Source organism: Capnocytophaga sp. oral taxon 903 (genome assembly GCF_013394785.1).
GTDB classification, from domain to species: domain Bacteria; phylum Bacteroidota; class Bacteroidia; order Flavobacteriales; family Flavobacteriaceae; genus Capnocytophaga; species Capnocytophaga ochracea.
On sequence record NZ_JABXYW010000002.1, the window covers coordinates 843,483 to 868,560 of the forward strand.

The window sequence follows — 25,078 nt, forward strand, 5'->3', positions numbered from 1 at the left end:
AATACTAGCGTTTAGAGAATTGGAATCTCTTACGGGCTTTTTTCTGACCGAATTTCTTGCGTTCAACCATACGAGGGTCGCGTGTTAAAAGCCCTTCGGGTTTCAATACGGCGCGGTTTTCAGCGTCGAGTTCGCAAAGTGCGCGAGCGATAGCCAAACGAACGGCTTCGGCTTGACCAGTGATACCACCACCATACACGTTTACTTTTACATCGTAAGCATCTTCAGCACCTACAAGGCTGAGGGCTTGTTTTACTTTGTATTGTAGTGTAGGGGTAGTGAAATAATTGTTGAGTTCGCGTTTGTTTACGGTGATAGTACCGTTACCTGCTTTAAGGTAGATACGCGCTACGGCGGTTTTTCGTCTACCAATGGTGTGAATTACTTCCATTATTTCAAATCGTTTAAGTTAATGGTAACAGGTTGTTGAGCTTCTTGTTTGTGCTCGGTACCTGCATACACTTTTAAATTACGTAAAACTGCTGCACCCAATCTTGTTTTTGGCAACATACCTTTTACAGCTTTTTCGATGATACGTTCTGGGTGTTTGTCGAGGAGTTGTTTTACTCCTGTGAAGCGTTGTCCTCCTGGGTAACCAGTGTGGCGAAGATAAGATTTATCTTCCCATTTGTTCCCTGTAAGGTTGATTTTCTCGGCGTTGATAACAATTACGTTATCACCACAATCAACGTGAGGGGTAAATTCGGGTTTGTACTTACCGCGAAGTAGCTTGGCTACTTTAGAGGCAAGGCGACCCAAAGTCTGTCCATCAGCATCTACCAAGACCCACTTTTTGTTTACAGTGGCTTTATTGGCAGAGATGGTTTTGTAGCTTAATGTGTCCACTCTTTGTGATTTTTATTAAAAATTAAACATTCCTTGATAGTGTCATCAAACGACACTTTTATTTTTAGGGCGCAAAAGTACGACAAATATTTGAAACTGCAAAATTTTTGAGAGGTAAGAGGTAAGAGGTAAGGGGTAAGAGTATGGTAATTAGCAAATTAGGGAATTAGCAAATTAGCCAAAATTTAAATTAATACGAGGTCGGGGTAAGAAATCTAAAATATTGCATTTTATTTGTTAAAAACTCTATTTTATGATTTTTTCTTCAATAATTTATGAAGCACATTTCTTCTATTGATATTCAATATACTAACGTCTTTCCTTCGTCTTAGCTTCGCTCTTCCTTCGGTCAAACTCCTATTAAACGACAAAGAAGATATTCTTTTTATTTTATTAATATGCAGTGTTTTAGCCTTTTTGAACCCACAAAAGACCATTAAGTGTTCTGTTTTCTAAACTTTAAAATATTTTTAGGGATTTAAGAATCATTAACATTTTTCTAATATCTAAATTAGCAGTTAGTAAAAAAGAGCTTTTTTAAACAATAGAAAATTCAACCTTTTTATATTTAATCATTTATCATAAACATTAAAAAAAGCCGTTCAGAGAGTCTGAACGGCTTTTTTCGTTATAATTAAATGAAGTGTAAAACAATTTTATTATCGTATCAGTACCTGGGCTAAGCCAATCCCTACCAAACAGGCTACTGCTACACCAATGAGCCCTGGTATCATAAAGCTGTGATTAAAATAATACTTGCCTATTTTGGTTGTACCTGTGGGGTCGAAATTGACTGTGGCAATATCCGAAGGATAGTTAGGGATAAAGAAATACGCATAAGTAGCGGGCATTATACCGATGAGCAGTGGCACGGGTAAATTCATAGCAATAGCTACTGGTAACATCATCTTGGCAGTGGCTGCCTGACTGTTTACAACTACTGACACTGCAAAGAGGGCAAAGATAAACGTCCACGGATAAGCTTGTACCATTGCAGTAATACCATCTCGGAAATAAGGCATCGCATAAGAGAAATAAGTATCACTCATCCAAGCAATACCAAAGATGGCGATACACGCCACCATTCCCGATTTGAACACTACCCCTTCGGGCACTAACTTCACTGGGGTTTTACAAGTGATGAGAATAAAGCCTCCAAAGCAGAGCATTATCATCTGGATAATAATCCCCATTGGCACGGTAGTAGAGGTTGCTACACCATCTTCCATCACTTGAAAAGTACGCACTTCGGGCAAGAGCGCCAAAGCTACAATCACTACAATAGACGATAGGAAGATATACACTGCATTTTTAGACGATTGAGGAATGACGTCGTTCAAGGTTGTTTTACTGCTGTTGAGAATCTGTTCGCGATATACAGGGTCTTGCAAACGACGTTGGTACTCGGGGTCGTCTTCGAGCTCTTTACCACGGCGCAAACTGTAGAGCGACATTGCAAGCATTCCGATGAAAGTAGCAGGAATAGTAACTGAGAGAATGTTCACCAAAGTGAGATTGTGCCCTCCTTGCATATGGAAGAGATCGAGCAGTTCTTTGCCTAAATAGACGGTTACTACTGCCGAAATAGGACTGGCAGTAAGTGCCAGCTGTGAGGCTACAGAAGCTACTGCCATTGGGCGTTCGGGGCGTATCTTGTTCTTTAAGGCGATGTCGCCAATGATAGGCATCAGTGAGTAGACCGCGTGTCCTGTACCCAGCATAAAGGTGAGCATATAAGTAGCCATAGGACCTAAGAAGGTGATTTGCTTAGGGTTTTTCCTAAGTACCTTTTCGGCTACTTGAAGCATAAATTTCAGTCCGCCAGCAGCCTCTAATATAGAAGCACAAGTGACGACTGCTAAGATAATGAGCATTACCTCAATAGGGGCTGAAGCGGGAGGCATCCGGAAGATAAATACCTCAACAATGAGTCCTACTCCTGAAATAACTCCTAAACCAATTCCTCCGTAACGGCTACCAATATAGAGCATTACCAAGAGGAAAAGAAATTCGAGAACTAATACGTATGTATCCATAAAACCATTATTTTTATAGAAAGATAATTTCTTTCGTTAAGTTACTTTTTCAAGCAACAAAAGTATAAAATAATTACGAAATACGGATAAGAAAAGACGAATTTTTTCTGTTTTTATTTTTAGTTTAAACTAACACTTCTTCTATTACTTTTGGAAAATATTCATATTCTAATAAGTGAATTTTTTTGGCTAAGGTGTCGGGAGTATCGGTGGGGAGTACGGTTGTTTTGGCTTGGAAGATGATATTACCTTCGTCGTAATGTTCGTTTACAAAGTGAATGGTGATGCCACTTTCTTTTTCAGCATTGGCAATGACGGCTTCGTGCACGTGTGAGCCATACATTCCTTTGCCACCGTATTTGGGCAAAAGCGAAGGGTGTATGTTGATGATTTTATGAGGATAAGCCTCAGTGAGATAAGCAGGTACTTTCCACAAGAAACCTGCCAGCACGATAAGGTCGGGGTGCTGGGATTTAAGGATATTGAGGACGATATCCGACTCATAAAACGCTTGTCGGTTGAAGACTAAAGAGGGAATGGCTAAGCGTTTGGCACGCGTGAGCACGCCTGCCTGAGGGTTGTTGCAGAGTATAAGGCTTACCTGCGCAGTGCCTTTTTGGTGGAAATAGGTAGCGATACGTTCGGCATTGGAGCCTGAACCTGAGGCAAAAATGATAATCTTTTTCATAGGGGGTGATTTAAACATCTGCCTAACCCCTCTTCAAAGGGGGAAGGTGGAGCGCAAAAGCAATGGGTTATTCTTGGGTGAGTTGATGAGAAAAATCTTCTATGAGTTGGGTTACGGATTTATAAATAGTGGCGTAATCGGTGAGTTCTTTCCCTATATAGAGAAAGGCAAGGGCATACTTTTCGGTTTTTACGGGCAATAGGTGTTTTTGGAGTCGGTAGCTTTCGCGCAGGCGTCGTTTTAGCAAATTGCGATGTACTGCGCGCTTGAAAGTGCGTTTGGGCACACTGATAAGCAGTTGGTAAGGAGCTTCTAAACTGCTAACAGGGGCGTACAACAACCTAAGCGGATAGCAGGTAAATGCCTCGGCTTGGGCAAAGAGTTGCTGAATGGCTTCACGCTTGCAGAGTTTTTCGGTTTTGGGAAAGGTAGGCAAAATAAAACATATTAAATTCGACGGCAAAGGTAAGAAAGAATTAACAAATGAACAAATGAGAAGAGTGCTCTTAGCTTATAGAAAGCTTATAGGAAGCTTATACGAATCTTGGACGATTGGTATAGAAAAGGCGTTAATTTGTTGAACATCACGTGTTAAACAAATGTTAATAAGAGAAGATAACAATCAAGGGAAGAGGTAAGAAACGAAAGGGTGGTAGATAGCTGAAAAATCTTTTTATTGCTATTTGCTATTTAATTTGTACATTTGCACCTTAATTGTTAAACTGAGATATTTAAGCATATGAATTTAACACCAGCAATCAGAAAACAATACACTGCTGAACAAAAAACGGCTTTGGAAGCTCAGCGCTTGGCTCAAGAGATTGCTTTTGCGCCTGTGGTGTTCCAAATATCACATCTAATGGTAAAACTCGACGTGTTCGAGGCTTTGTGCAATGCCCCTGAAGGATTGACAATGCAGGAGGTGGCTACTAAAACACAGCTGAGTGACTATGCTGTGAAAATACTTTTGGAGTCGTCGCTTTCCATAGGTACGGTACTCTTGAAAGAGGGTGACCGCTTTGCGATATCGAAAGCAGGTTGGTTTTTGCTTCGCGACAAGAGCACCCGTGTGAATATGGAATTCATTCAAGAGGTGTGCTACGAAGGGTTGTTTCACCTTGAAGAAGCCCTTAAAGAAGGAAAACCTGCGGGACTTAAAGTGTTTGGGTCTTGGCCTACGATTTATGAGGGGCTCTCACAATTGCCTCCAAAGGCGCAAGAAAAGTGGTTTGCTTTTGACCATTACTATTCTGATTACTCTTTTGAAGATGCTTTAAATATCATTTTTAAACGCCCTGTAAAGACGCTCTTAGACGTGGGAGGGAATACAGGACGCTTTGCGTTAAAGACCGTGAGCTTTAACCCCGATGTGCAGGTAACCATTATGGACTTGCCTCAGCAACTGGGTTTGATGAAAAACAATATCGCAGGCAAAGAAGGGGCTGACCGTATTGGAGGCTATCCGGCTAATCTGTTGGATGCTTCTGTGCCTTTCCCGAAAGGTTTTGACGTGATATGGATGAGTCAGTTTTTGGATTGCTTCTCAGAGGAGGAAGTAACGAGTATTCTCAGTAGGGCTGCTGCTGCAATGGACGCTCATACCGAGTTGTATATTCTGGAAGCCTACTGGGACAGACAACAACACGAAACGGGGGCTTATTGCCTTACCCAAATCAGTGTGTATTTTACGGCAATGGCAAACGGCAATAGCAAGATGTACTATTCGGGCGATATGATAAAATGCGTAGAACGCGCTGGACTAAAGGTAGTGGATATCTATGACAACTTAGGCAGTGGCAATAGCCATACGCTGTTTAAGGTAGTGATTAATGGTTAATGGTTAGTGGTCAATGATTAATAGTAGTTGCGCGACAGGTAGGTGGAAGCCACACGGGTGATTGATTTGGCAAAGTGTGTAACGTAAAAAAGATTGTAAGTCAGTGTTATATTATATCGAATTGATGTTAAAATAAGATTATGAAGCAAGAGATATCAAGTAGTGCTTTAAACAATGTTTTTCATAAAGCTGTTCAGAAAGCAATTCGTGAAAACAGAGCTTTAGGCCTGAGTAACCTCACAGTGAAAGACGGAGAGTTGGTGGAAGAAAAACCCGACGGTACTATAGTACATTTGGGTAGGAAACCTCGTTTTGGAATGGTGAAAGTAAAGAAGAAAAAATTTACTTTGAAATAGGTATGAAGCGCTTTAGAATGTTTGCAGGGCCTAATGGGTCAGGGAAATCTACCTTAATAGAAGATGTAAGAAAGGTGTGCCATATAGGGTATTTTATTAATGCTGATATCATTGAAGTACAATTAAAGGCTAAGGGATTTATAGATTGTGAAGATTACTTACCCGTTAAAGTTACTCAAGAAGATTGGTTTACCTTTCTAACAACCACTATTGAAAATAAGAAGATAGAACTGTTAGCCCTTGAAGGACTTCGCCTTGTAGATAATATTTTGGTGAGTGCTACTACTTTTTTTGATAGCTATGTAGCGGCAGTGATAGCTGATTTCTTTAGGAATAGATTATTGCAAACAGAAAGTACTTTCTCATTTGAAACAGTAATGTCTCACCCTTCAAAAGTAGATTTTTTGAAGAAAGCAAAAGCTAAAGATTTTAAAACTTACCTATACTTTGTGGGGACACAAGACCCTTCTATCAACATAGAACGGGTGGGTTTGAGAGTGTTAAAAGGGGGGCATAATGTTTTGGCTGATAAAATAACTAATAGATACTACCGCTCAATGGAACAATTAGCAGAGGCTTTTCTGTTAGTGGATAGAGCCTATATTTTTGACAATACACTTTCCAATAGTCGGTTTTTACTACTTGAAAAAGATGGAAACGAAGTGAAAATGCACTTAGAAACTGTCCCTGAATGGGTATATACTTATCTTTTGGAGAAAATAGATGTATAGGAATATTATAAAACCAGCGTTAGACTTTCTTATAGCACTGATTGCCTTTATTGTGCTGAGTCCTATCTTTGTGGTGGTGATGGTAGGGTTGTGGTTTGCTAATGACGGGAAGCCGTTTTTCTATCAGTTACGACCTGGGAAAGGAGAACGCATTTTTAGGATTATCAAGTTCAAAACAATGAACGACCGCTGTGATGCTAACGGGCAGCTTTTGCCCGATGCTGAGCGACTCACGAAAATAGGGGCTTTTGTACGGAAGACTTCGCTTGATGAGATACCACAGTTGCTGAATGTATTGAAAGGGGATATGTCGGTTATAGGTCCGAGACCGTTATTGCCTCAGTATTTGCCTTTGTATAACGAGACTCAGAAGCGTAGGCACGAGGTAAAACCAGGTATCACTGGTTGGGCGCAAGTGAATGGACGCAATGCTATCAGCTGGGAAAAGAAATTTGAGTTGGACGTGTGGTATGTAGACCACCAATCATTCGTATTAGACCTTAAAATACTGCTTCTCACGATGAAGAAAGTGTTTATACGCGAAGGGATATCGCAAGAAGGACAGGCTACAATGGAGGAGTTTAGAGGGTCGTAGCACGACAAGTAGTTTGTGGCACGACAAGTATTTTTTATAAATGAAAGAAGAAAATAACAAACCCAATATTATACTGATAGGAGGAGGAGGTCATTGTCTTTCTGTAATTGATGTTGTTGAACAAGAAGATAAATATAATATCAAAGGAATTTTAGACGACACAAAGGAAGGAGATGTTTTAGGTTATCCTATTTTAGGCAATAGAGATTTAGTGAAGGAATTATCTACTGAGGGAGTATTTTTCTTAATAACAGTAGGTCAAATCAAATCATCATCTGTAAGAGAAGATATTGCCTTGTTATTAGACTCTTGTAAAGCAAAATTAGCCACAGTGGTATCTCCTTTAGCCTATGTTTCAAAATATGCTACTATAGGCGAGGGCACAGTTATAATGCATAATGCCATCATCAATGCCAAGGCAAAAGTAGGGAAACATTGTATTATCAACACAAAAGCAAATATCGAACACAATGTGCAAATTGGTGATTTTTGTCACATTTCTACTTGTGCTACAGTTAATGGAGATACTGTAGTAGGTAAAGGGACTTTTATAGGTAGTAATGCAACCATTTCAAATGGCATAACAATTGCTGAAAAGAGTATTATAAATGCTGGAAATTTTATAAAAAGATAATAGTATGAAAGAAAAAATATGGTTATCTTCCCCACATATGGGGGGGAATGAACTAAAATATATCCATCAAGCCTTTGAGGAGAATTGGGTAGCACCCTTAGGTCCTAACGTAAACGGCTTTGAGGAGGATTTACAGCACTTTTTAGGCAATGGAGTGAAAGTATCGGCACTTTCGGCGGGCACGGCAGCCTTGCACTTAGCTCTTATAGAGTGTGGGGTGCAAGCAGGCGATGAGGTGCTCTGTCAATCGATGACTTTTTCAGCTTCTGCTAATCCTATCGTATACCAAGGAGCTACACCCGTGTTTGTAGACTCGGAAGAGAGCACCTGGAATATCTCTCCCGTTTTCTTAGAAGAAGCCATTGAAGACCGCATCAAAAAAGGCAAGAAGCCCAAAGCAGTGGTAGCTGTATCGCTCTACGGAATGCCTTTCAAAATAGAGGAGGTGCTCACTTTATGTAAAAAATACGACATTCCCTTAATAGAAGATGCCGCTGAAGCCTTAGGAAGTACTTATAAAGGCAAGCCTTGTGGCACCTTTGGTAGGTTTGGGGTTCTTTCGTTCAACGGCAATAAGATTATCACTACCTCAGGAGGAGGGGCATTGGTATGCCACAGCCAAGAAGAGAAAGATAAAGCCGTATTTTTGAGCACCCAAGCGCGCGACAATGCTCCTCACTACCAGCATTCGCACATAGGGTATAACTACCGTATGAGCAACATTACGGCAGGCATAGGTCGCGGACAGATGGAGGTATTGCCACAACGCATTGAAGCCCGCCGAAAGATGTATGCTTTTTATCAATCATTGTTTAAAGATATGGGGGGTATACAGTTACAGAGTGAGCCTAACAGCGATTTCTTTTCTAACCATTGGCTTTCGGCTATTACTATCGACAAGGCAAAAACAGGATTTGATAGAGAAGACTTGCGATTAGCCTTTTTGGAAGAAAATATTGAAACGCGCCCCTTGTGGAAACCTATGCACTTGCAACCTGTGTTTGCTACCGCCCCTTACTACGGTAAAAAGACCTGCGAGCGCCTGTTTGACAATGGATTATGTTTGCCCTCAGGTTCTAATCTTACTGATGCAGACCGAGAGAGAATAAAAGATGTTTTTAAGAAATTATAAAAGTATCTCTATAAAAATTAAAAAGAATTTTGTACCTTTGTGCAAAATTCCCCATTTATATTAAACAATGCCTCAAGCACATAATACATATAGTGATAGCACTTTGGTAAACTTAGCTACTGCTCGTTACACCCCACGTTGGATCGTGGTGTGTATGGAGGTGCTTTTGCTATTTATAGCTCTATTCTTTTCCTTTTTTGTAGTAGAACGCTTGGGGGTATATATTCCCGACAGTATTCCTCTTTACAAACGCTATTTATTAGTTATCGGGGTGAATATCTTCTTTATGTTCATCTTCCGTACTTATTCAGGGATTATACGGTATTCTACTTTTAGAGATTTGTTTCGCATTCTGCTTTCAAGTGGGTGCACGGTGATAGCAATGTTTATTGCCAACAAGATAAGTCTCCACGTTATAGGCGAAAAAGTATTGCTGAACCCTATTCTACTGATATATTTTACTGTATCGTTCATCATACTATTTGTATTTAGGTTATCGGTAAAAGAGTTTTTTTATTTGGTAAAAGAAATTAATAGGCGTACTTCTAAGAGGCGTATTCTTATATTGGGGGTAGATGATGAAGCAGTTGCTTTTGCCAATGGAATTATAGGTAATGCTGTGATTCCTTATTCGGTAGTAGGTTTTCTTACTGGGCGTACGAATCCTAAGCAGGCTACACTGTTGGGTAGACCCATTATCTCAAAAGATAAATTTATAGATACTCCTTGTGAAGAATTAGAGGCTGATGGGGTGCTCATAAACAAGAACCATCTTTCAAAAGAAGAGATTACTTTTTGGGTGAATGTGTGTTTAGAAAAAGATTTGCAAATACTCAAAACTCCTGCACTACAGAAATTACGTCCAGAAAAAGAAGGATTTAACCTTCATAAAATACAAATAGAAGACCTATTAGGGCGTAGACAGATAGTATTAGATAACGAAGAAGTACGAAAAAAACACTATCACAAAAATATATTGGTAACAGGAGGAGCAGGGTCTATTGGTAGTGAGTTGATACGACAGATAGCTACCTTCACTCCTGCCTTAGTAGTTGTGCTCGACCAAGCAGAAACGCCTCTATACGACATAGAGTTAGAACTTAAAGAGAGCTTTCCGGACATCGCTTTTGAGTTTGTTTTAGCCGACATTACCAACCGTGAACGTTTAGAAAGTGTGTTTAAAGCGCATAAGTTTTCAGTAGTCTATCACGCGGCTGCCTATAAACACGTACCGATGATAGAAGAAAATCCACACGAAGCAGCTTTAGTGAATATACAAGGCACCAAGAATGTAGCTCTTTTGGCTAACAAGTATGAAGTACCTCACTTTGTTATGATATCCACTGATAAAGCAGTGAACCCCACCAATGTAATGGGTGCTTCAAAGAGGGTGGCAGAGCTTTTTGTACAAGCCTTACAAAACAAAGAAGGCAACAAAACAACTTTTATCACCACTCGTTTTGGCAATGTGTTAGGTTCTAATGGGTCGGTAATTCCTCATTTTAGGAAACAGATAGAAAAAGGAGGTCCTGTAACCATTACCCACCCTGATATAGTACGCTACTTTATGACAATAACCGAAGCGTGTGAGTTAGTTCTCCAAGCAGGGACTATGGGCAAAGGTGGCGAGATTTTTGTTTTTGATATGGGTGAACCCGTGAAGATACTCAACCTCGCTACTCGTATGATTAAACTATCAGGCTTTGAACCTAATGTAGATATCAAGCTTGTGTACACAGGTTTGCGCCCTGGTGAGAAACTCTATGAAGAACTACTAAGCGACAGTACTAAAACAATGCCTACGCACCACAAGAAAATAATGATTAGCAAAGACCCTTCAATGTCGTTTACCGAGATAGAGGCACTCACTGTCCAAATGTATGAGGTAGCTACGCAAGGCGATAAGACAGAAGTAGTGCGTTTATTAAAACAAATAGTAAAGGAGTTTAAAAGCAATAACTCCGAATATGAAACCTTAGATAAGAAAATAGAATGAGAATAGCAGTCATAGGCAGTGGATATGTGGGGTTAGTATCAGGGACTTGTTTTGCTGAGATGGGCAATAAAGTAACCTGCGTAGATGTAAACACTGAGAAAATAGCGAAACTCAAACAAGGTGTGATTCCTATTTACGAGCCAGGCTTAGAAGAAATGATATTGAGCAATTTAGCTAAAACACTATTTTTCACTACTGACCTCGCGGAGGCAATCAAAGATGCTGAGATAGCTTTTATAGCTGTAGGTACTCCTATGGGTAATGATGGGTCGGCAGATTTACAATATGTGCTTTCAGTAGCCCAAGCCATAGGCGAAACAATGCAAGGAGAACTTATAGTAGTAGACAAATCGACCGTGCCCGTAGGTACTGCCGACAAGGTACGCACTACCGTGCAAGCTGCCTTGGATAAACGCGGAGTGAATTACAAATTTCACGTGGTGTCCAACCCCGAGTTTTTAAAAGAAGGTAAAGCAATTCAGGATTTTATGAAACCTGACCGCGTGGTAATAGGGGCTGATAGCGATGAGGCTTTTACTAAGATGAAAGCCCTTTACTCATCCTTTTTCTTACAACACGAACGCTTTATCACGATGGATATTCGTTCGGCAGAGATGACCAAATACGCCGCCAATACGATGCTGGCTACTAAGATTTCGTTTATGAATGAGATTGCCAATATCTGTGAGCGTGTAGGGGCTGATGTAAATAAAGTGCGTATAGGGATAGGCTCTGATAGCAGGATAGGCTATAGCTTTATTTACCCAGGATGTGGCTATGGAGGTTCTTGTTTCCCGAAAGACGTATTGGCACTTAAAAAATTAGCAGAAGAGGTAGATTACAAAGCAGAACTGATTGAATCAGTAGACAATGTGAATAACCGTCAGAAGATAGTGATCGCACAGAAAGTAGTTGCGAAATACGGGGAAGACCTCAGTGGTAGGACTTTTGCGGTATGGGGGCTCTCATTTAAGCCCGAAACCGATGATATGCGCGAAGCACCTGCGATTTACATCATCAAGGAACTCATAAAACGCGGTGCCAAAGTACAAGCGTATGACCCCAAAGCGGTACACGAGGCAAAGGTATGTTACCTAAAAGATATACCCGTTATTTATGTAGAGAGCAAATACGAAGCTCTTAAAGGTGCGGACGCTTTGTTGTTGCTCACCGAATGGAAAGAGTTCCGCGTGCCGGATTTCAACGAGATAGCTAAAATGCTAAAAGAAAAAGTAATCTTTGATGGCAGGAATCAGTATAATGCCTTTGAGTTACCAAGCAAGGGGTGGGAGTATGTACAGATAGGAGTTTAAGAAAGATAAGACGACATTATTTATAAAATATTTTGAGTAAGTATACCATACATTTAAAAAACGACAAATCTTATCCTTGTGATGAGAATACCTCTTTGCTAAGAGCCGCCTTAGATAACGATATCAGTTTAGAATATTCGTGCTTTCAGGCACGTTGCAGGAGTTGCCGTGTAAAAATACTTGAGGGTGAGGTAGAGAATTTGCAAGACGAACAAGTCCTTACAGCAGAAGAAAAAGCAGCAGGTTATGTACTCTCGTGCAATGTAGTACCTAGATCAGAAGTAGTATTAGATGTAGAAGACTTGGCAGTAACATTGCCTAAACCACAAGTAACACCTTGCAAGATCAATAGCATTACAGCAGTAGCCCCTCATATAGTAGAAGTAATTTTGCGCTTGCCCCCTAAGGTCAATTTCCAGTTTTTAGCAGGACAATATATAGATATCATCAGAAACGGACAAAAACGTAGCTATTCTATCAATCATAGCCAATGTGAAGGCAATGAACTAAGATTGTTTATTCGCAATTATGAAGGAGGTTTGTTTAGTCAGTACTGGTTTAGCGAAGCTAAAGCCAACGACCTTTTGCGAATAGAAGGTCCTTTAGGCACCTTTTTCTACCGCAACAATCCCGCTTGTGAAGAGATTGTACTGCTAGCAACAGGTACGGGGATTGCACCTATCAAAGCAATTTTAGAGCGGTTGCAATCTACACCTGAATTAACAACTCATAAAAAAATATGGTTACTTTGGGGAGGAAGAAAAAAAGAAGACCTCTTTTGGCAACCCGAAACAACGCTACCTAATTTCACCTATATACCCGTACTCTCTCGCGAAGAGCAGTGGCAAGGTGCTAAAGGTTATGTACAAGAAATAGCATTACAGCAACCTATCCTTTGGCAAAAAGCACAAGTATACGCTTGTGGTAGTGAAGTGATGATACAAAGCGCCCAAAAACTCCTCACCCAACAAGGATTAAAAGAAGAAAACTTCTTCTCCGATGCCTTTATATCAGCAAATTAACAAATTGACAAATTATCTTTATGAAAGCAGTAATATTAGCAGGCGGTCTTGGTACACGACTCAGTGAAGAGACCGTTGTAAAACCCAAACCAATGGTAGAAATAGGAGGAATGCCCATCTTATGGCATATCCTCAAAATTTATTCGCATTATGGCATCAATGAGTTCATCATCTGTTGTGGCTATAAAGGCTATATCATCAAAGAGTATTTTGCCAACTACTTTATGCACCAATCGGATATCACTTTCGATATGGCAAACAACGAGATGCACGTACACCAAAAACGTGCTGAACCGTGGAAAGTAACCCTCGTAGATACAGGAGAACACTCTATGACCGGAGGACGCCTTAGAAGAGTATTGCCTTATATAGCCAATGAGGAAGCTTTTTGCTTTACCTATGGCGATGGGGTAGCTGATATTGATATTGCTAAATTACTAGCTTTTCATAAAGCTCACGGCAAGCAGGCTACCCTCACTTCTGTCTACCCCCCAGGTCGCTTTGGAGCTTTAGATATAGTAGGCAATCAGATTATGAAGTTCCAAGAAAAACCAAAAGGCGATGGTGCTCTCGTAAACGGAGGTTTCTTTGTCCTTTCTCCCAAAGTGATAGAGCGCATCAAAGACGATAATACAATTTGGGAACAAGAACCTCTCAAAGGATTAGCTGCCGACGGACAGTTGATGAGCTACAAACACGAAGGATTTTGGCAACCTATGGATACCCTTCGCGACAAAATGCTCTTAGAAGAATTATGGCAAAACAATAAAGCTCCTTGGAAAGTATGGCAATAGGAAAAGTAAATCCACAATTTTGGAAAGGCAAACGCGTATTTGTTACAGGGCACACGGGCTTCAAAGGTTCGTGGCTATCCCTATGGCTACAGCTGATGGGTGCTGAGGTAAAAGGATTTTCTTTAACTCCTCCTACCCAACCCGCACTCTTTGATGTAGCTAAAGTAGGCGATAATATGCAAACTGAAATAGGCGACATTCGCAACCTGCAACAGCTATCGCAAAGCATTCGTGCTTTCAACCCCGATGTGTTGTTACACTTAGCAGCCCAACCTTTAGTGCGACTTTCCTACAAAGAACCTGTAGATACGTATAGTACCAATGTAATGGGCACTGTAAACGTTTTAGAAGCAGCTCGCCATACTCCTAACCTAAAATCAGTGGTAGTCATCACAACCGATAAGTGTTATGAGAACCACGAATGGGAATGGGGCTACCGCGAAAATGAACCTATGGGGGGGCACGACCCTTATAGCAATAGCAAAGGATGTGCTGAGTTAGTAGTGTCTGCCTATCGCCGTTCGTTTTTTTATACTAACGATACCGCAGCTGTTGCTTCAGCCCGTGCAGGTAATGTGATAGGAGGTGGCGATTGGGCTGACGATAGATTGATACCCGATATCTTGCGCGCTTTCGAAAAACAACAACCTGTAATCATCCGCAACCCACTATCCACCCGTCCGTGGCAACACGTTTTAGAACCCCTTTCAGGCTATTTAGTATTAGCTGAACGATTGTATAATGAGGGCAAAGCTTTTGCCGAAGGTTGGAATTTTGGACCTAAGGACGACGATTGCCAATCAGTACAATGGATATTAGAGAAAATGGTAAAATTTTGGGGCGAAGGAGCTCGTTATGAATGGGACAAAAGCGAACAGCCTCACGAAGCTAATTTTTTGAAACTCGACTGTTCCAAAGCTACTACCCGACTCAAATGGCATCCTCAATGGCGACTCGCCGATACTTTAGAGAAAATCGTACATTGGCATCGTGCGTGGCTACGAGGAGCAGATATGCAAACCCACTGTCTTTACGAAATCAAAGGCTATATGGAATCCTAAAACTATCAGCGTAAGCTGAAACATTCATGAAAATTCGTGCAATTCGTGGGCAAACCCATCAGCGCAAGCTGAAAACTTTTATAATCAAAAAATAAAATATGTCATTAGAAACAATCAGAGAAGAAATAGCAAAATTAGTAACCCAATATGCCCAAGAGGCTTACAAGCCCAAACCCTTTGAAGCAGGAAAAACCGTAATCCCTCCTTCAGGAAAAGTAATCGGTGAGCAAGAACTCCAAAACATGGTAGCTGCCTCTTTAGAAGCTTGGCTCACCACAGGACGATTTAACGCTGCTTTTGAACAGAAATTGGCTGCCTTTTTAGGGGTAAAATATTGTATTACGGTAAATTCTGGTTCTTCAGCTAACTTAGTAGCCTTTAGTGCACTTACTTCACCTAAATTAGGCGAACGTGCTATTAAAAAAGGTGACGAAGTAATAGGTGTAGCAGCAGGGTTCCCTACTACGGTGAATCCTATTATTCAGTTTGGGGCTATACCAGTGTTTGTAGATGTAGACTTACACACACATAATGTAAATGCTGACCTTATAGAGCAGGCCATTACCCCTAAAACAAAGGCGATAATGCTCGCCCATACCTTGGGGAATCCTTTCAACTTAGAGAAAATAAAAGCTCTTTGTGAGAAATATAACCTTTGGCTTGTAGAAGATTGCTGCGATGCTTTGGGTGCTACCTATAATGGACAAAAAGTAGGTACTTTTGGTGATATTGCTACCCTGAGTTTCTATCCAGCGCACCATATCACAATGGGTGAGGGAGGAGCAGTATTTACTAATAATGCAGAGTTAAAAACCATAGCAGAGTCTTTCCGCGATTGGGGACGGGATTGCTATTGTGCACCAGGTTGTGACAATACTTGCAACTGCCGTTTTTCGCAACAACACGGCGATTTGCCTTTTGGGTACGACCATAAATACGTGTATTCGCACTTAGGTTACAACCTAAAAATTAGTGATATGCAAGCAGCCTGTGGCTTGGCACAGTTAGACCGAGTAGAAGAGTTTATAGAAAAACGCCGTAAGAATTTTGCCTACCTCAAAGAGCGACTACAAACACTTACTGATTTTCTATACCTACCAGAGGCAACCCCTAATAGCGACCCTTCTTGGTTTGGCTTTCCTATTACCCTCAAAGAAGAATCAGGCACTACACGTGTAGATTTGCTTCGCTTCTTAGACCAACAGAAAATAGGCACACGCCTGCTCTTTGCCGGTAACCTTATCAAACAACCTTATTTCCAAGTAGTAGAATACCGCGTAGTAGGCGACCTTACCAATACCGATATCACAATGAATCAAACCTTTTGGGTAGGTATCTATCCCGCCTTAGGTGAGCAAGAATTAGATTACATAGCGGAACAATTAGAGGAATATTTTGGAGTAAATTTCTAACTTTAGCACAAATAAGTAAGAACTGATGAATCGGTTTCTTTACGATATCAACCCCATCAGCGCAAGCTGAAACGTGCCTTTCGTAGGAGCTTTCAATCCTACATAGAGCAAAAAATTGAAGTAGCAATATAATTATGACAGTACTTTTAACAGGCGCAACAGGATTTCTCGGCAGTCATTTGCTGAAAGCCTTGGTAAGCAAAGGGTATAAGGTAGTAGCACTCAAACGCTCCACCTCCGATATATGGCGTTTAAAAGGCTTTGAAAACACTTTTAAAAGCTATAATATAGACCAAGTACCTTTGGAAAAAGTTTTTGAAGAGCAGCCTATAGATACTATCATTCATACAGCTTGTGTGTATGGTAGGAAAGGTGAAAGTATGCAACAAATACTTGAGACCAACTTAATGTTTGGTATAGAGTTGCTTAACACCGGGACCTTTTTTAACACCGGAACCTTTTTTAACACCGGAACCTTATTATATAAATATTTAAATTATTACGCTTTATCGAAAAAACAATTTGAAGAGTGGTTGCAATTGGCGTCTGATAAAATACAAGTGGTAAACTTAAAATTAGAACATATGTTTGGAGAACAAGATGGCAATGACAAATTTACCTCTTGGATCTTGAATGAACTCCAGCAGGAAAAAAACATCATCCCACTCACCGCAGGCACACAAAAGCGTGATTTTATTTATATAGATGATGTGGTAAGTGCCTACCTTACTTGTTTAGAACAAGCTCCACAACTAAAATCCTTTAATGATATAGAGGTAGGTACAGGTGTACTCACCCCCGTAAAGACTTTTGTAACACTTGTAAAAGAAACATTAGAAAAAATCAAGGGCAGCCCTATAGAAACACAGTTGAATTTTGGCGCTCTCCCCTACCGAGAGGGGGAGATTATGGAGCCCCAAGTAGATAATAGTAGGTTGTGCTCTTTAGGGTGGCAACCTAAAAGAAGTTTAGAAGAAAATATAGAACGATTTGTAAAACACGAGATACAATGAAATATTTGATAACAGGCGGTTGCGGCTTCGTAGGAAGCAACTTAGCTCAAGAAGTATTAAAACGAGGAGAAGAATTGGTAGTTTTAGACAATCTTTTCCGTTATGGTAGTGCCCAAAACTTAGATTGGCTCAGAACGCTCGGTAAATTCTCTTATTATCCTTATGATATACGCAACACCAATGATGTAGAAACTGTGATCAAAAAAGAACAGCCTGATATTGTGTTTCATTTGGCTGGACAAGTAGCAATGACTACTTCTATTGAAAATCCACGTTTGGATTTTGAGGTAAATGCAATGGGTACCTTCAATTTATTGGATGCTATTAGAAAATATTGCCCTAATGCTTCCATCTTATATTCATCAACCAATAAAGTGTATGGCGATTTTGCTAACCTTACCTTCAAAGAAGAAAAAATGCGCTATACCTGCCAAGAGTACCCCAATGGATTTCCCGAAACTTATCCTTTAGATTTTCACTCCCCTTACGGATGCTCTAAAGGAACAGCCGACCAATATTTATTAGACTTTCATCGTATCTACGGACTCAAAACAGTAGTATTCAGACATTCATCAATGTATGGAAGTCATCAGCACGCTACCTTCGACCAAGGATGGATAGGGTGGTTTGTACAAAAAGCTATTGAAATTAAACAGAATATAAACCACGAACCATTTACCATTTCTGGCAATGGCAAGCAAGTACGCGATGTGCTTTATGCCGAGGATGTAGTAAACCTTTATTTTCAAGGAGTGAAATATTTAGAACAAGCCAAAGGGCAAACTTTTAATATAGGAGGAGGCATTGAAAACAGCCTTTCTCTATTAGAACTCTTTGCTATGTTAGAAAAACTTTTAGGTATAAAAATGCAATATAAAGAGCTCCCTTTTAGAGAGAGTGATCAATTAGTATTCGTAGCCGATAATACTAAAGCTCAAAAAATATTACAATGGCAACCTAAAATGACCTCTGAACAAGGTATAGAAAAAATGGTAGAATGGGTAAAGAAAAAATAGATGAATATAAAAAGAATACGAGAGGTTGTCTTTGATAAATTAGGAATAGATGGAGCTATACTCTACACCACTTCTGCAAGGATTATCCAAGCAGGAGGGGGTATTGTTACTGCTTTTCTGATTGCTAAGTTCCTTTCAAAAGAAGAACAAGGGTTCTATTTTACTTTTGCTTCTGTATTAGCTATTCAAATATTTTTTGAGTTAGGGTTAGGAGGTATCCTTACCCAATTTGTAGCTCACGAAATGGCTCATATAAGAATAAAAAATAATACTTTTGAAGGGGACAAAAAACACATTTCTCGATTAGCTTCTATTTTACATTTTTCACTAAAATGGTATACCGTTTTTGCTTTCTTATTGCTATTAACACTTACTTTTGGAGGGGGCTATTTTTTTTATAGAAACACTGTGGGTATCGAGCATATCCAATGGAAGGCTCCTTGGCTAATAGTAGCTTTTTTTGCAGGAAGCAATCTGTTGCTATCTCCTATAATGGCTATTCTGCAAGGAATGCATAAAGTAAAGGAAATGGCTCGGTTAGCACTCATTCAGCAAATTACAGTAATGAGTATTTCTTGGTTGAGCTTACTATTGGGTGCGAAATTATATGTAGTGGCGATCAATGCAATGGTAGGGTTTATAGTGCTTGTAAGTTTATATTTAGGAGGGGGTTATGCTAAAATCCTATATACATTGTGGAAGCAACCTCTCTTTGAAAAAATAAGCTATTGGCAAGAAATATTTCCATTGCAGTGGAAAATAGCTCTTAGTTGGGCAAGTGGCTATTTTATTTTTCAGGCTTTTAACCCTATTGTTTTTGCTTTTTATGGACCAGTGGTAGCGGGACAAGTAGGGATTACCCTCACTATTCTGAATGCTATTCTCTCGTTAGTAGTAAGTTGGACGTCTACTAAAATACCTTTGTGGTCTTCTTTGATTGCTAAAAGGGAATATAAAGAATTAGATAATTCTGTAGAGAGGACTCTTATCAAATCGAGTTTAGTGGCTATGTTAGTAATCTTAGGGGCGCTTGTTTTTATTGCGGGACTACAATATTTTGATTTCAGTTTAGGATATCGTTTCTTGCCTTTACCGTTATGTACTGTGTTTTTTCTATCAGTACCTTTTAACAATATCATTAATACGTGGGCAACAGCTTTGCGATGTTTTAAGAAGGAGCCTTTTTTGTTCCAAGCCTTTTTTATTGGGCTCTGTTGTGTATTTGAAATGTATTTTACTGCTAAATATTTTACTATTGAGGCACTTATTTGTGGATATCTCATAATAGTAACTTGTGTGAGCTTGCCTATGAGTTACTATATTTTTAAAACTAAAAAACATAAGTACTATGAATCAACATAAAAAAATATTGAGTATCTGTATTCCTACTTATAATAGGGCAAAGATATTAGACAACGCTCTAAAAGCTATACAAAAGGAGTTGAAAACAATTGATTGTAGCAAGATAGAACTTATTGTATCTGATAACTGTTCTCCTGATAACACTGAGGAGGTAGTAGAGAACTACATTCAAGCGGGAATGCCTATCGTTTATAGCAAAAATCATACTAATTTAGGTATGGATGGCAATTTTGTACAGTGTTTTAAAAAAGCAAGCGCTCAATATGTTTGGGTATTAGGGGATGATGATTTTTTAAAAGAAGGCGCTCTGTCCTTCTTATTGGCTAGCCTCAAGAATACTGATTATGGATTGATTCACCTCAAGGTTTTTCCTAAAGGAAATGAAGAAATACAAATATATCAAACTATTGAAGAATATTTGAGCGATATCAGCTATTGGATAACTTTTATAAGTGCCAATATTGTAGCTACTAATTTTGTACCTACTATTGACTTTGAAAAATATATGGGGACGTGGTTTACCCTTATTCCTCTTTATATAACAGCAGCTAAAGAAAGTTCCAAAAACCTTATGATTAATAGACGGATTTTTGAAGATGCTGCTGATGGGGCTACTAATGGTGGTTATAACTTTTTTGAAGTATTTGTGGTAAATTACCTCACCATTCGCCGAGAAATGTTGGCAGACACTAAAAATGAAATGTATTACTACAAGAAAGAAAAGAAACGTTTGTTTAATGAATTTTTGTTAGGAAATATATATAGATTTTATTTCAAAAAAGATATAGGGAGATATAAAGTAGAAGGAGGTTGGAAAATCTTATTCCAGTACTTTGGAGGAAATTTCTATTTCTATAAAGGAATATTGAAATTGACAATTAAGAGATTATTTCCCCCTCAAATTATACAAAGAATAAAGAAGATGTTGTCATAGTATATGCGGGTATCTATTATCATAATTAACTATAACACTAAAGACATTACACTGAATTGCTTGAAATCTATCTATGAACATACAATAGAGATAGATTTCGAGATTATTGTAGTAGATAATGCTTCCTCTGACAATTCAGTAGAAGCTATAAAGGCAAGTTATCCTTTGGTGAAAGTAATAGAGTCTAATAAAAATTTAGGGTTTGGTAGGGCTAATAATCTTGGAGCAAAATATGCTCAAGGTGATTATTTGTTTTTGCTTAATAGTGATACTTTACTCATAGAGAATAGTATTAAAAAATTATATGATTTTTATGTAGAAAATCAAGAAAAACTTCATATAGGAGTCTTGGGATGTACTTTAGTTGATAAAGAGCTAAATTTAATACACTCTGGAGGAGATTTTCCTACTATTTGGAGATATATTTTTGATAATCCATTACGAGTTCTAAATAAGATTTTTAAAACAAATAAAAGTACATTTAAAAAAAATTCTTACGATGACACCTTGACTAAAGTAGATATGGTAACAGGAGCTGATATGTTTCTATCAAAAAAAAGTTTTGATAAGGTAGGAGGATTTGATGAGCGCTTTTTTCTTTATTATGAAGAAACAGATATGGAGTACAAACTTATGAAGTTAGGATACTCTCATTATATTACAAATATTACAAAAATAATTCATTTGGAAGGTGGAAGTATGAGTTATTCCAATTGGAAGCGAAAGATTGTTCAAAATAGTCAAACACTTTATTTTAAACTTAATCATTCAAAGTTTTTTTGGTTATATGGACTATATGAGTTTTTGATAACTCCAATAAGATTTTTACAATTCAAATATTCTTTCAAAGATAATTTAGACTTTGTCAGAAGTAATATAAAAAATATTTTTTAAAATTAAAATAGTACAAGTTTGATAAAAAAAGAGGAAGCATATAAGGGAGTACGTGTTATTTTCTACTTAAATGTTTTTTACATTTTAGTAAGTTATCTTTATGCTATATTTGTAGGCTCTTATAATGGTGATTTTTTGAATGTTTCAGTAAATTTAGGATTAAATTTTTTAACCCTTATAGCTTTTTTTTGCATATTACCTTATTGGGTTCAATGGAAGATTTACAAATATTTTAAAAAAAAGGTAAAGAATAGAAAAAGTATATATATTGATATCCACTATGTCAAGAACTTTGTCTACATAATTTTATTATTACACGTATTTATAACTATTATTTTTGGTGTAAATAGAGTTGGCGCTCCTCCATATGAAGCTCCAGCAGTTATTAAGATTTTTATACAAATTCTTTTGAGGTTCAATTCTTTTTTATGGGGCTCTTTTCTATTTTTTCTACTCCCTAAAAAAAACAAGGGAGCTTTGATTTTAACAATATTTTTAATGCTTTCAATAGGTGTATTGAGGGGCTCTTTTGGGATAATCTATAATATATTTTTATTGTTTTTAATAAAATACTTCAATAGTATTATAAGAATTATAAAGAAAAAAATGATTTTTATTCTTATGGGGATTGCTTTTTTCCCAGTTATTGTGGAATTTGCTTATTCACAAAGAGATATCATAAGGAATAGTAATGAAAAAAAGATAGAAAATGAAAGTCTTATTGCAGGAAAATTGATAGGAAGAATGTCTAGCTTTTCTAATACTGCAATTTTAGTAGATAATGTTTTTGTATATTTTTTGTTAGCTCGAACATTTGATAATTATTTTTATCAAAAAGGAATGCTTGTTGCTATAAGCACTTCCTATGAAGAAAGAGGGTTTAAACCTCCTGAAAAAGTTTTGTTACCTGATACTCCTGATGGGTCCTCATTTATGTTAGGGACAACTGGAATTCTAATTTTTTCTTTGTATAATTCACCAATAGCTTTTATTTTAAATCTTTGTTCTATCATCATTGTATCGCTAATAATATATGGGATTTTATTAAGAATTAAATTTAAATACAATAAAGAGCTAGCATATCTATTATTAGTTGCCCCTACATTAAGTGGTGTAGCAGGGGAATATGCTTTTAATCTGATAATAGTAGTCATATTTTTTATAACTTTATTTATATTTAGATTTTTACAAAAACTTATTAAATATGAGAATCAAATATATAGACACGATCTGCACAAATAAGATGCATGTTATTTTTAATGCGTCACTATTGGCTATGTTAATCAATTTGTACTCTAATATTATTTTTTTTGGTGAAAAAAGAAATGTGAGTGATGTGATAAGTATTTTGAAAGAAAACTATATTGATGTTGAGAAAGTTAGAAGAAGAAATCTATATCTAATTACAACTCTCTCTGGTATTCGTACCTTTCTAACATTTTGTTTAAGTTTTTTTTACAATTTATATTTCATAATTTTCAGTAGAAAAAATGATCTTTTGGTATTTAATTATAATAATTTATTTTCTGTAAGAAGTATAAATTTTTTCAATAAAATTTTTAATAGAAATATTCTTATTTTTTGTCATGGTGAAATGGAGTTCTTAATATCTGACACAAAACAATATGGACTTCTAAATACAATTCTGACTTATTTTGGAAAAAATTTTTTCTTAAATAAGCAAATACAAATACACCCAAAAATAAAGTTTGTAGTAATGGGGGACTCTATATTATTAAACATAAAAAGTGTAATTCCTAATAATATTTCAAAATCTTTTATCGCTATAGATCATTCTTATTTCTTTAGAAGAAAAGAAAACTTAGATCTTTCATTTAATAATAAGAAAATAAAAATTGGAACTGTTGGTACTTTTTCAAAAATAAAAGGAGGCGAAGACTTTTTTAAATTATATAATCTAATAGGCCCTGATAAAGTAGAATTTTCTATAACAGGCAGAATCTTCTATGATTCATACATTATTGATTCTATGAAAATAGATATCCCTAAAAATAAGGGAAAAAATATGATACCAAGAAATGAATTAGAAGAAAGAATACAAAAATTAGATATTATCTTATTTTTTTATCCTAAAACTTCCTATAAATTAATAGCTAGTGGAGCTATTATGGATGCAATAAATATGAGAAAACCTATTTTAGCTATTAAAAATGATTATTTTGACTATATTTTTAGAAAATTTGGACGTTTTGGTTTTTTAGTTGATTCCGTTGAAGAAATGGCGACAATTTTGAAAAGAATTAGAAAAGAAGATTTATTATTTGATTTTGATTCTATACAAAAAAAAATGAATATTTCTAAAATAACCGAACAACTTGAAAGAAATCTTATTGATATTAATTTTTTTAGGAAAAATTACAAGTGTTACTAATTGATGCTATATACATAAATACTGGAGGAGGAAAAATTCTCTTAGATTATCTCATCGAAGAATTAGAGAAAACAGATAAGCAAATTTTTTATCTGTTAGATAAGCGTATTGAAAAGGAAAAATATGTTGTAAAATCTACAAATGTTATACTATATTTAAAATCAGGTTTTTTTGATAGGATAAATTTTTACAAAAAAAACAAAAAAAAATTTAGTAAAGTGTTTTGTTTTGGCAATATCCCTCCTCCTATTAAATTAAAAAGTGATGTTCTCACATATTTTCAAAATATAAATTATATTTCTTATTCTAAGAAAGATTTTTCTTTAAAAAATAGATTTCTTTTTTTCTTAAAAAGGAAAATTCTTTCTCTATGGAAAAACAACACTGACAAATGGATTGTACAATCATTGTATGTACAGCAAAAAATGATAGAGAAGTATGGAGAAAACAAAAATAAAATAGAAATCATTCCTTTCTTCAAATCTATCAAAAAAAAGAAAGATATTAATAATCTTGATAAAATCTCTAATTCCTTCTTATATGTAAGTAATGCTTATTCTAATAAAAATCATATACGATTGATCGAGGCATTCTGTAATTTTTATGACAAGTATAAGATAGGAAAGCTAACACTTACTGTAAGTGAAAAATTTAATGAAATAAAAAAACTTATTGATAGTAAAATTCAACAGGAGTATCCAATAGAAAATTTAGGATATGTATCTCAAGATGTACTGATTAAATCTTATATACAAAGTGAATTTGTCATTTTTCCATCAACTTCCGAAAGTTTTGGATTGGGTCTTATTGAAGGGATCGAATTTGAATGTAAAATCATTAGTGCTGATTTACCTTATACTTATGCTGTATGCGAACCTTCCATTGTTTTTAATCCTTTAAGTATTGAAAGCATTGAAAAGTCATTTGATTTAGCAATACATAATAATGTAAAAAATTCTATATTAAAAACTAAAAATAGTATTAGTGAACTCATAAGCCTATTAAAGAGTTGAA

At 37.0% G+C, this 25,078-nt stretch carries 25 protein-coding genes; 20 read left to right on the forward strand and 5 right to left on the reverse strand.

The features are described 5' to 3' along the window. Positions 1-4: 4 nt before the first annotated feature. The 5 genes from rpsI to HW279_RS03545 form a co-directional block, all read right to left on the reverse strand. Positions 5-391 (reverse strand): 30S ribosomal protein S9, encoded by a 387-nt coding sequence (rpsI, locus tag HW279_RS03525; protein ID WP_002674299.1) that lies wholly within the window; start codon positions 389-391, stop codon positions 5-7. Continuing rightward, complete coding sequence (rplM, locus tag HW279_RS03530; RefSeq protein WP_002674296.1) at positions 391-846, reverse strand: 50S ribosomal protein L13; 456 nt, start codon at positions 844-846, stop codon at positions 391-393. Before rplM ends, rpsI begins: the two co-directional genes overlap by 1 nt. A 659-nt stretch (positions 847-1,505) precedes the next feature. Then, positions 1,506-2,882, reverse strand: a complete 1,377-nt coding sequence (locus tag HW279_RS03535; RefSeq protein ID WP_178957980.1) for an anaerobic C4-dicarboxylate transporter — start codon at positions 2,880-2,882, stop codon at positions 1,506-1,508. Between the two features lie 124 nt (positions 2,883-3,006). Further along, positions 3,007-3,570: a phosphoribosylglycinamide formyltransferase gene (gene purN / locus HW279_RS03540; protein WP_178957981.1), complete on the reverse strand. Its 564-nt coding sequence runs from the start codon at positions 3,568-3,570 to the stop codon at positions 3,007-3,009. A gap of 67 nt (positions 3,571-3,637) precedes the next feature. Then, on the reverse strand, positions 3,638-4,018 hold the full coding sequence (locus tag HW279_RS03545; protein WP_178959023.1) for a ribonuclease P protein component: 381 nt from the start codon (positions 4,016-4,018) through the stop codon (positions 3,638-3,640). A gap of 291 nt (positions 4,019-4,309) precedes the next feature. Between HW279_RS03545 and HW279_RS03550 the strand changes: the two genes are divergently transcribed. The 20 genes from HW279_RS03550 to HW279_RS11245 all read left to right on the forward strand — a co-directional run bounded on the left by HW279_RS03550 (position 4,310) and on the right by HW279_RS11245 (position 25,077). Then, entirely contained in the window at positions 4,310-5,407 is a 1,098-nt protein-coding gene (locus HW279_RS03550) for a class I SAM-dependent methyltransferase (protein WP_178957982.1), read from the forward strand. Between the two features lie 140 nt (positions 5,408-5,547). Continuing rightward, the gene (locus tag HW279_RS03555) at positions 5,548-5,763 is read left to right on the forward strand and encodes a hypothetical protein (RefSeq protein ID WP_178957983.1); all 216 of its coding nucleotides are present in this window, start codon (positions 5,548-5,550) and stop codon (positions 5,761-5,763) included. 2 nt (positions 5,764-5,765) lie between these two features. Then, positions 5,766-6,494 (forward strand): hypothetical protein, encoded by a 729-nt coding sequence (locus HW279_RS03560; protein WP_255495763.1) that lies wholly within the window; start codon positions 5,766-5,768, stop codon positions 6,492-6,494. After that, the gene (locus tag HW279_RS03565) at positions 6,487-7,089 is read left to right on the forward strand and encodes a sugar transferase (RefSeq protein ID WP_178957984.1); all 603 of its coding nucleotides are present in this window, start codon (positions 6,487-6,489) and stop codon (positions 7,087-7,089) included. Before HW279_RS03560 ends, HW279_RS03565 begins: the two co-directional genes overlap by 8 nt. A 40-nt stretch (positions 7,090-7,129) precedes the next feature. Then, a complete protein-coding gene (locus HW279_RS03570; RefSeq protein ID WP_178957985.1) occupies positions 7,130-7,723 on the forward strand; it encodes an acetyltransferase in 594 nt (197 codons plus the stop codon). Positions 7,724-7,727: 4 nt separating this feature from the next. Next, positions 7,728-8,855: a DegT/DnrJ/EryC1/StrS family aminotransferase gene (locus HW279_RS03575; protein WP_178957986.1), complete on the forward strand. Its 1,128-nt coding sequence runs from the start codon at positions 7,728-7,730 to the stop codon at positions 8,853-8,855. Between the two features lie 67 nt (positions 8,856-8,922). Next, positions 8,923-10,851, forward strand: a complete 1,929-nt coding sequence (locus HW279_RS03580; RefSeq protein WP_178957987.1) for a nucleoside-diphosphate sugar epimerase/dehydratase — start codon at positions 8,923-8,925, stop codon at positions 10,849-10,851. Beyond that, positions 10,848-12,164 carry a UDP-glucose dehydrogenase family protein gene (locus tag HW279_RS03585; protein ID WP_178957988.1) on the forward strand — a complete coding sequence of 439 codons (1,317 nt, stop codon included), beginning with the start codon at positions 10,848-10,850 and terminating at the stop codon, positions 12,162-12,164. Before HW279_RS03580 ends, HW279_RS03585 begins: the two co-directional genes overlap by 4 nt. Before the next feature lie 32 nt (positions 12,165-12,196). Beyond that, on the forward strand, positions 12,197-13,186 hold the full coding sequence (locus HW279_RS03590; RefSeq protein ID WP_178957989.1) for a 2Fe-2S iron-sulfur cluster-binding protein: 990 nt from the start codon (positions 12,197-12,199) through the stop codon (positions 13,184-13,186). A 20-nt stretch (positions 13,187-13,206) separates the two neighbouring features. Further along, positions 13,207-13,980: a glucose-1-phosphate cytidylyltransferase gene (gene rfbF / locus HW279_RS03595; RefSeq protein ID WP_178957990.1), complete on the forward strand. Its 774-nt coding sequence runs from the start codon at positions 13,207-13,209 to the stop codon at positions 13,978-13,980. Further along, positions 13,971-15,041 (forward strand): CDP-glucose 4,6-dehydratase, encoded by a 1,071-nt coding sequence (gene rfbG / locus HW279_RS03600; RefSeq protein WP_178957991.1) that lies wholly within the window; start codon positions 13,971-13,973, stop codon positions 15,039-15,041. Before rfbF ends, rfbG begins: the two co-directional genes overlap by 10 nt. A 98-nt stretch (positions 15,042-15,139) precedes the next feature. Continuing rightward, positions 15,140-16,453, forward strand: a complete 1,314-nt coding sequence (rfbH, locus tag HW279_RS03605) for a lipopolysaccharide biosynthesis protein RfbH (RefSeq protein WP_178957992.1) — start codon at positions 15,140-15,142, stop codon at positions 16,451-16,453. 134 nt (positions 16,454-16,587) lie between these two features. Continuing rightward, a complete protein-coding gene (locus tag HW279_RS03610) occupies positions 16,588-17,466 on the forward strand; it encodes an NAD-dependent epimerase/dehydratase family protein (protein WP_178957993.1) in 879 nt (292 codons plus the stop codon). Further along, positions 17,463-18,482: an NAD-dependent epimerase/dehydratase family protein gene (locus HW279_RS03615; RefSeq protein ID WP_178957994.1), complete on the forward strand. Its 1,020-nt coding sequence runs from the start codon at positions 17,463-17,465 to the stop codon at positions 18,480-18,482. Before HW279_RS03610 ends, HW279_RS03615 begins: the two co-directional genes overlap by 4 nt. Beyond that, on the forward strand, positions 18,483-19,844 hold the full coding sequence (locus HW279_RS03620) for an oligosaccharide flippase family protein (protein ID WP_178957995.1): 1,362 nt from the start codon (positions 18,483-18,485) through the stop codon (positions 19,842-19,844). Continuing rightward, positions 19,831-20,778: a glycosyltransferase family 2 protein gene (locus HW279_RS03625; RefSeq protein WP_178957996.1), complete on the forward strand. Its 948-nt coding sequence runs from the start codon at positions 19,831-19,833 to the stop codon at positions 20,776-20,778. The genes HW279_RS03620 and HW279_RS03625 overlap by 14 nt, the downstream gene beginning before the upstream one ends. A gap of 3 nt (positions 20,779-20,781) precedes the next feature. Next, the gene (locus tag HW279_RS03630) at positions 20,782-21,672 is read left to right on the forward strand and encodes a glycosyltransferase family 2 protein (protein ID WP_178957997.1); all 891 of its coding nucleotides are present in this window, start codon (positions 20,782-20,784) and stop codon (positions 21,670-21,672) included. An 18-nt stretch (positions 21,673-21,690) separates the two neighbouring features. Next, entirely contained in the window at positions 21,691-22,914 is a 1,224-nt protein-coding gene (gene wzy, locus HW279_RS03635) for an oligosaccharide repeat unit polymerase (protein WP_178957998.1), read from the forward strand. Next, on the forward strand, positions 22,877-24,064 hold the full coding sequence (locus HW279_RS03640; RefSeq protein WP_178957999.1) for a glycosyltransferase family 1 protein: 1,188 nt from the start codon (positions 22,877-22,879) through the stop codon (positions 24,062-24,064). Before wzy ends, HW279_RS03640 begins: the two co-directional genes overlap by 38 nt. Continuing rightward, a complete protein-coding gene (locus HW279_RS11245) occupies positions 24,055-25,077 on the forward strand; it encodes a glycosyltransferase (protein ID WP_178958000.1) in 1,023 nt (340 codons plus the stop codon). The genes HW279_RS03640 and HW279_RS11245 overlap by 10 nt, the downstream gene beginning before the upstream one ends. The last annotated feature ends 1 nt before the right edge of the window (position 25,078 follow it).

What these genes read in the sequence shown, in the direction of transcription:
- HW279_RS03615 (WP_178957994.1), top strand. Translation starts at nt 17,463, where the DNA reads ATGAAATATTTGATAACAGGCGGTTGCGGCTTCGTAGGAAGCAACTTA.
- rfbF (WP_178957990.1), top strand. Translation starts at nt 13,207, where the DNA reads ATGAAAGCAGTAATATTAGCAGGCGGTCTTGGTACACGACTCAGTGAA.
- HW279_RS03585 (WP_178957988.1), top strand. Translation starts at nt 10,848, where the DNA reads ATGAGAATAGCAGTCATAGGCAGTGGATATGTGGGGTTAGTATCAGGG.
- HW279_RS03625 (WP_178957996.1), top strand. Translation starts at nt 19,831, where the DNA reads ATGAATCAACATAAAAAAATATTGAGTATCTGTATTCCTACTTATAAT.
- HW279_RS03555 (WP_178957983.1), top strand. Translation starts at nt 5,548, where the DNA reads ATGAAGCAAGAGATATCAAGTAGTGCTTTAAACAATGTTTTTCATAAA.
- rfbG (WP_178957991.1), top strand. Translation starts at nt 13,971, where the DNA reads ATGGCAATAGGAAAAGTAAATCCACAATTTTGGAAAGGCAAACGCGTA.
- HW279_RS03610 (WP_178957993.1), top strand. Translation starts at nt 16,588, where the DNA reads ATGACAGTACTTTTAACAGGCGCAACAGGATTTCTCGGCAGTCATTTG.
- purN (WP_178957981.1), bottom strand. Translation starts at nt 3,570, where the DNA reads ATGAAAAAGATTATCATTTTTGCCTCAGGTTCAGGCTCCAATGCCGAA.
- HW279_RS03575 (WP_178957986.1), top strand. Translation starts at nt 7,728, where the DNA reads ATGAAAGAAAAAATATGGTTATCTTCCCCACATATGGGGGGGAATGAA.
- HW279_RS03550 (WP_178957982.1), top strand. Translation starts at nt 4,310, where the DNA reads ATGAATTTAACACCAGCAATCAGAAAACAATACACTGCTGAACAAAAA.
- rpsI (WP_002674299.1), bottom strand. Translation starts at nt 391, where the DNA reads ATGGAAGTAATTCACACCATTGGTAGACGAAAAACCGCCGTAGCGCGT.
- HW279_RS03580 (WP_178957987.1), top strand. Translation starts at nt 8,923, where the DNA reads ATGCCTCAAGCACATAATACATATAGTGATAGCACTTTGGTAAACTTA.
- rfbH (WP_178957992.1), top strand. Translation starts at nt 15,140, where the DNA reads ATGTCATTAGAAACAATCAGAGAAGAAATAGCAAAATTAGTAACCCAA.
- HW279_RS03560 (WP_255495763.1), top strand. Translation starts at nt 5,766, where the DNA reads ATGAAGCGCTTTAGAATGTTTGCAGGGCCTAATGGGTCAGGGAAATCT.
- HW279_RS03620 (WP_178957995.1), top strand. Translation starts at nt 18,483, where the DNA reads ATGAATATAAAAAGAATACGAGAGGTTGTCTTTGATAAATTAGGAATA.
- HW279_RS03565 (WP_178957984.1), top strand. Translation starts at nt 6,487, where the DNA reads ATGTATAGGAATATTATAAAACCAGCGTTAGACTTTCTTATAGCACTG.
- HW279_RS03570 (WP_178957985.1), top strand. Translation starts at nt 7,130, where the DNA reads ATGAAAGAAGAAAATAACAAACCCAATATTATACTGATAGGAGGAGGA.
- HW279_RS03630 (WP_178957997.1), top strand. Translation starts at nt 20,782, where the DNA reads ATGCGGGTATCTATTATCATAATTAACTATAACACTAAAGACATTACA.
- HW279_RS03640 (WP_178957999.1), top strand. Translation starts at nt 22,877, where the DNA reads ATGAGAATCAAATATATAGACACGATCTGCACAAATAAGATGCATGTT.
- HW279_RS03535 (WP_178957980.1), bottom strand. Translation starts at nt 2,882, where the DNA reads ATGGATACATACGTATTAGTTCTCGAATTTCTTTTCCTCTTGGTAATG.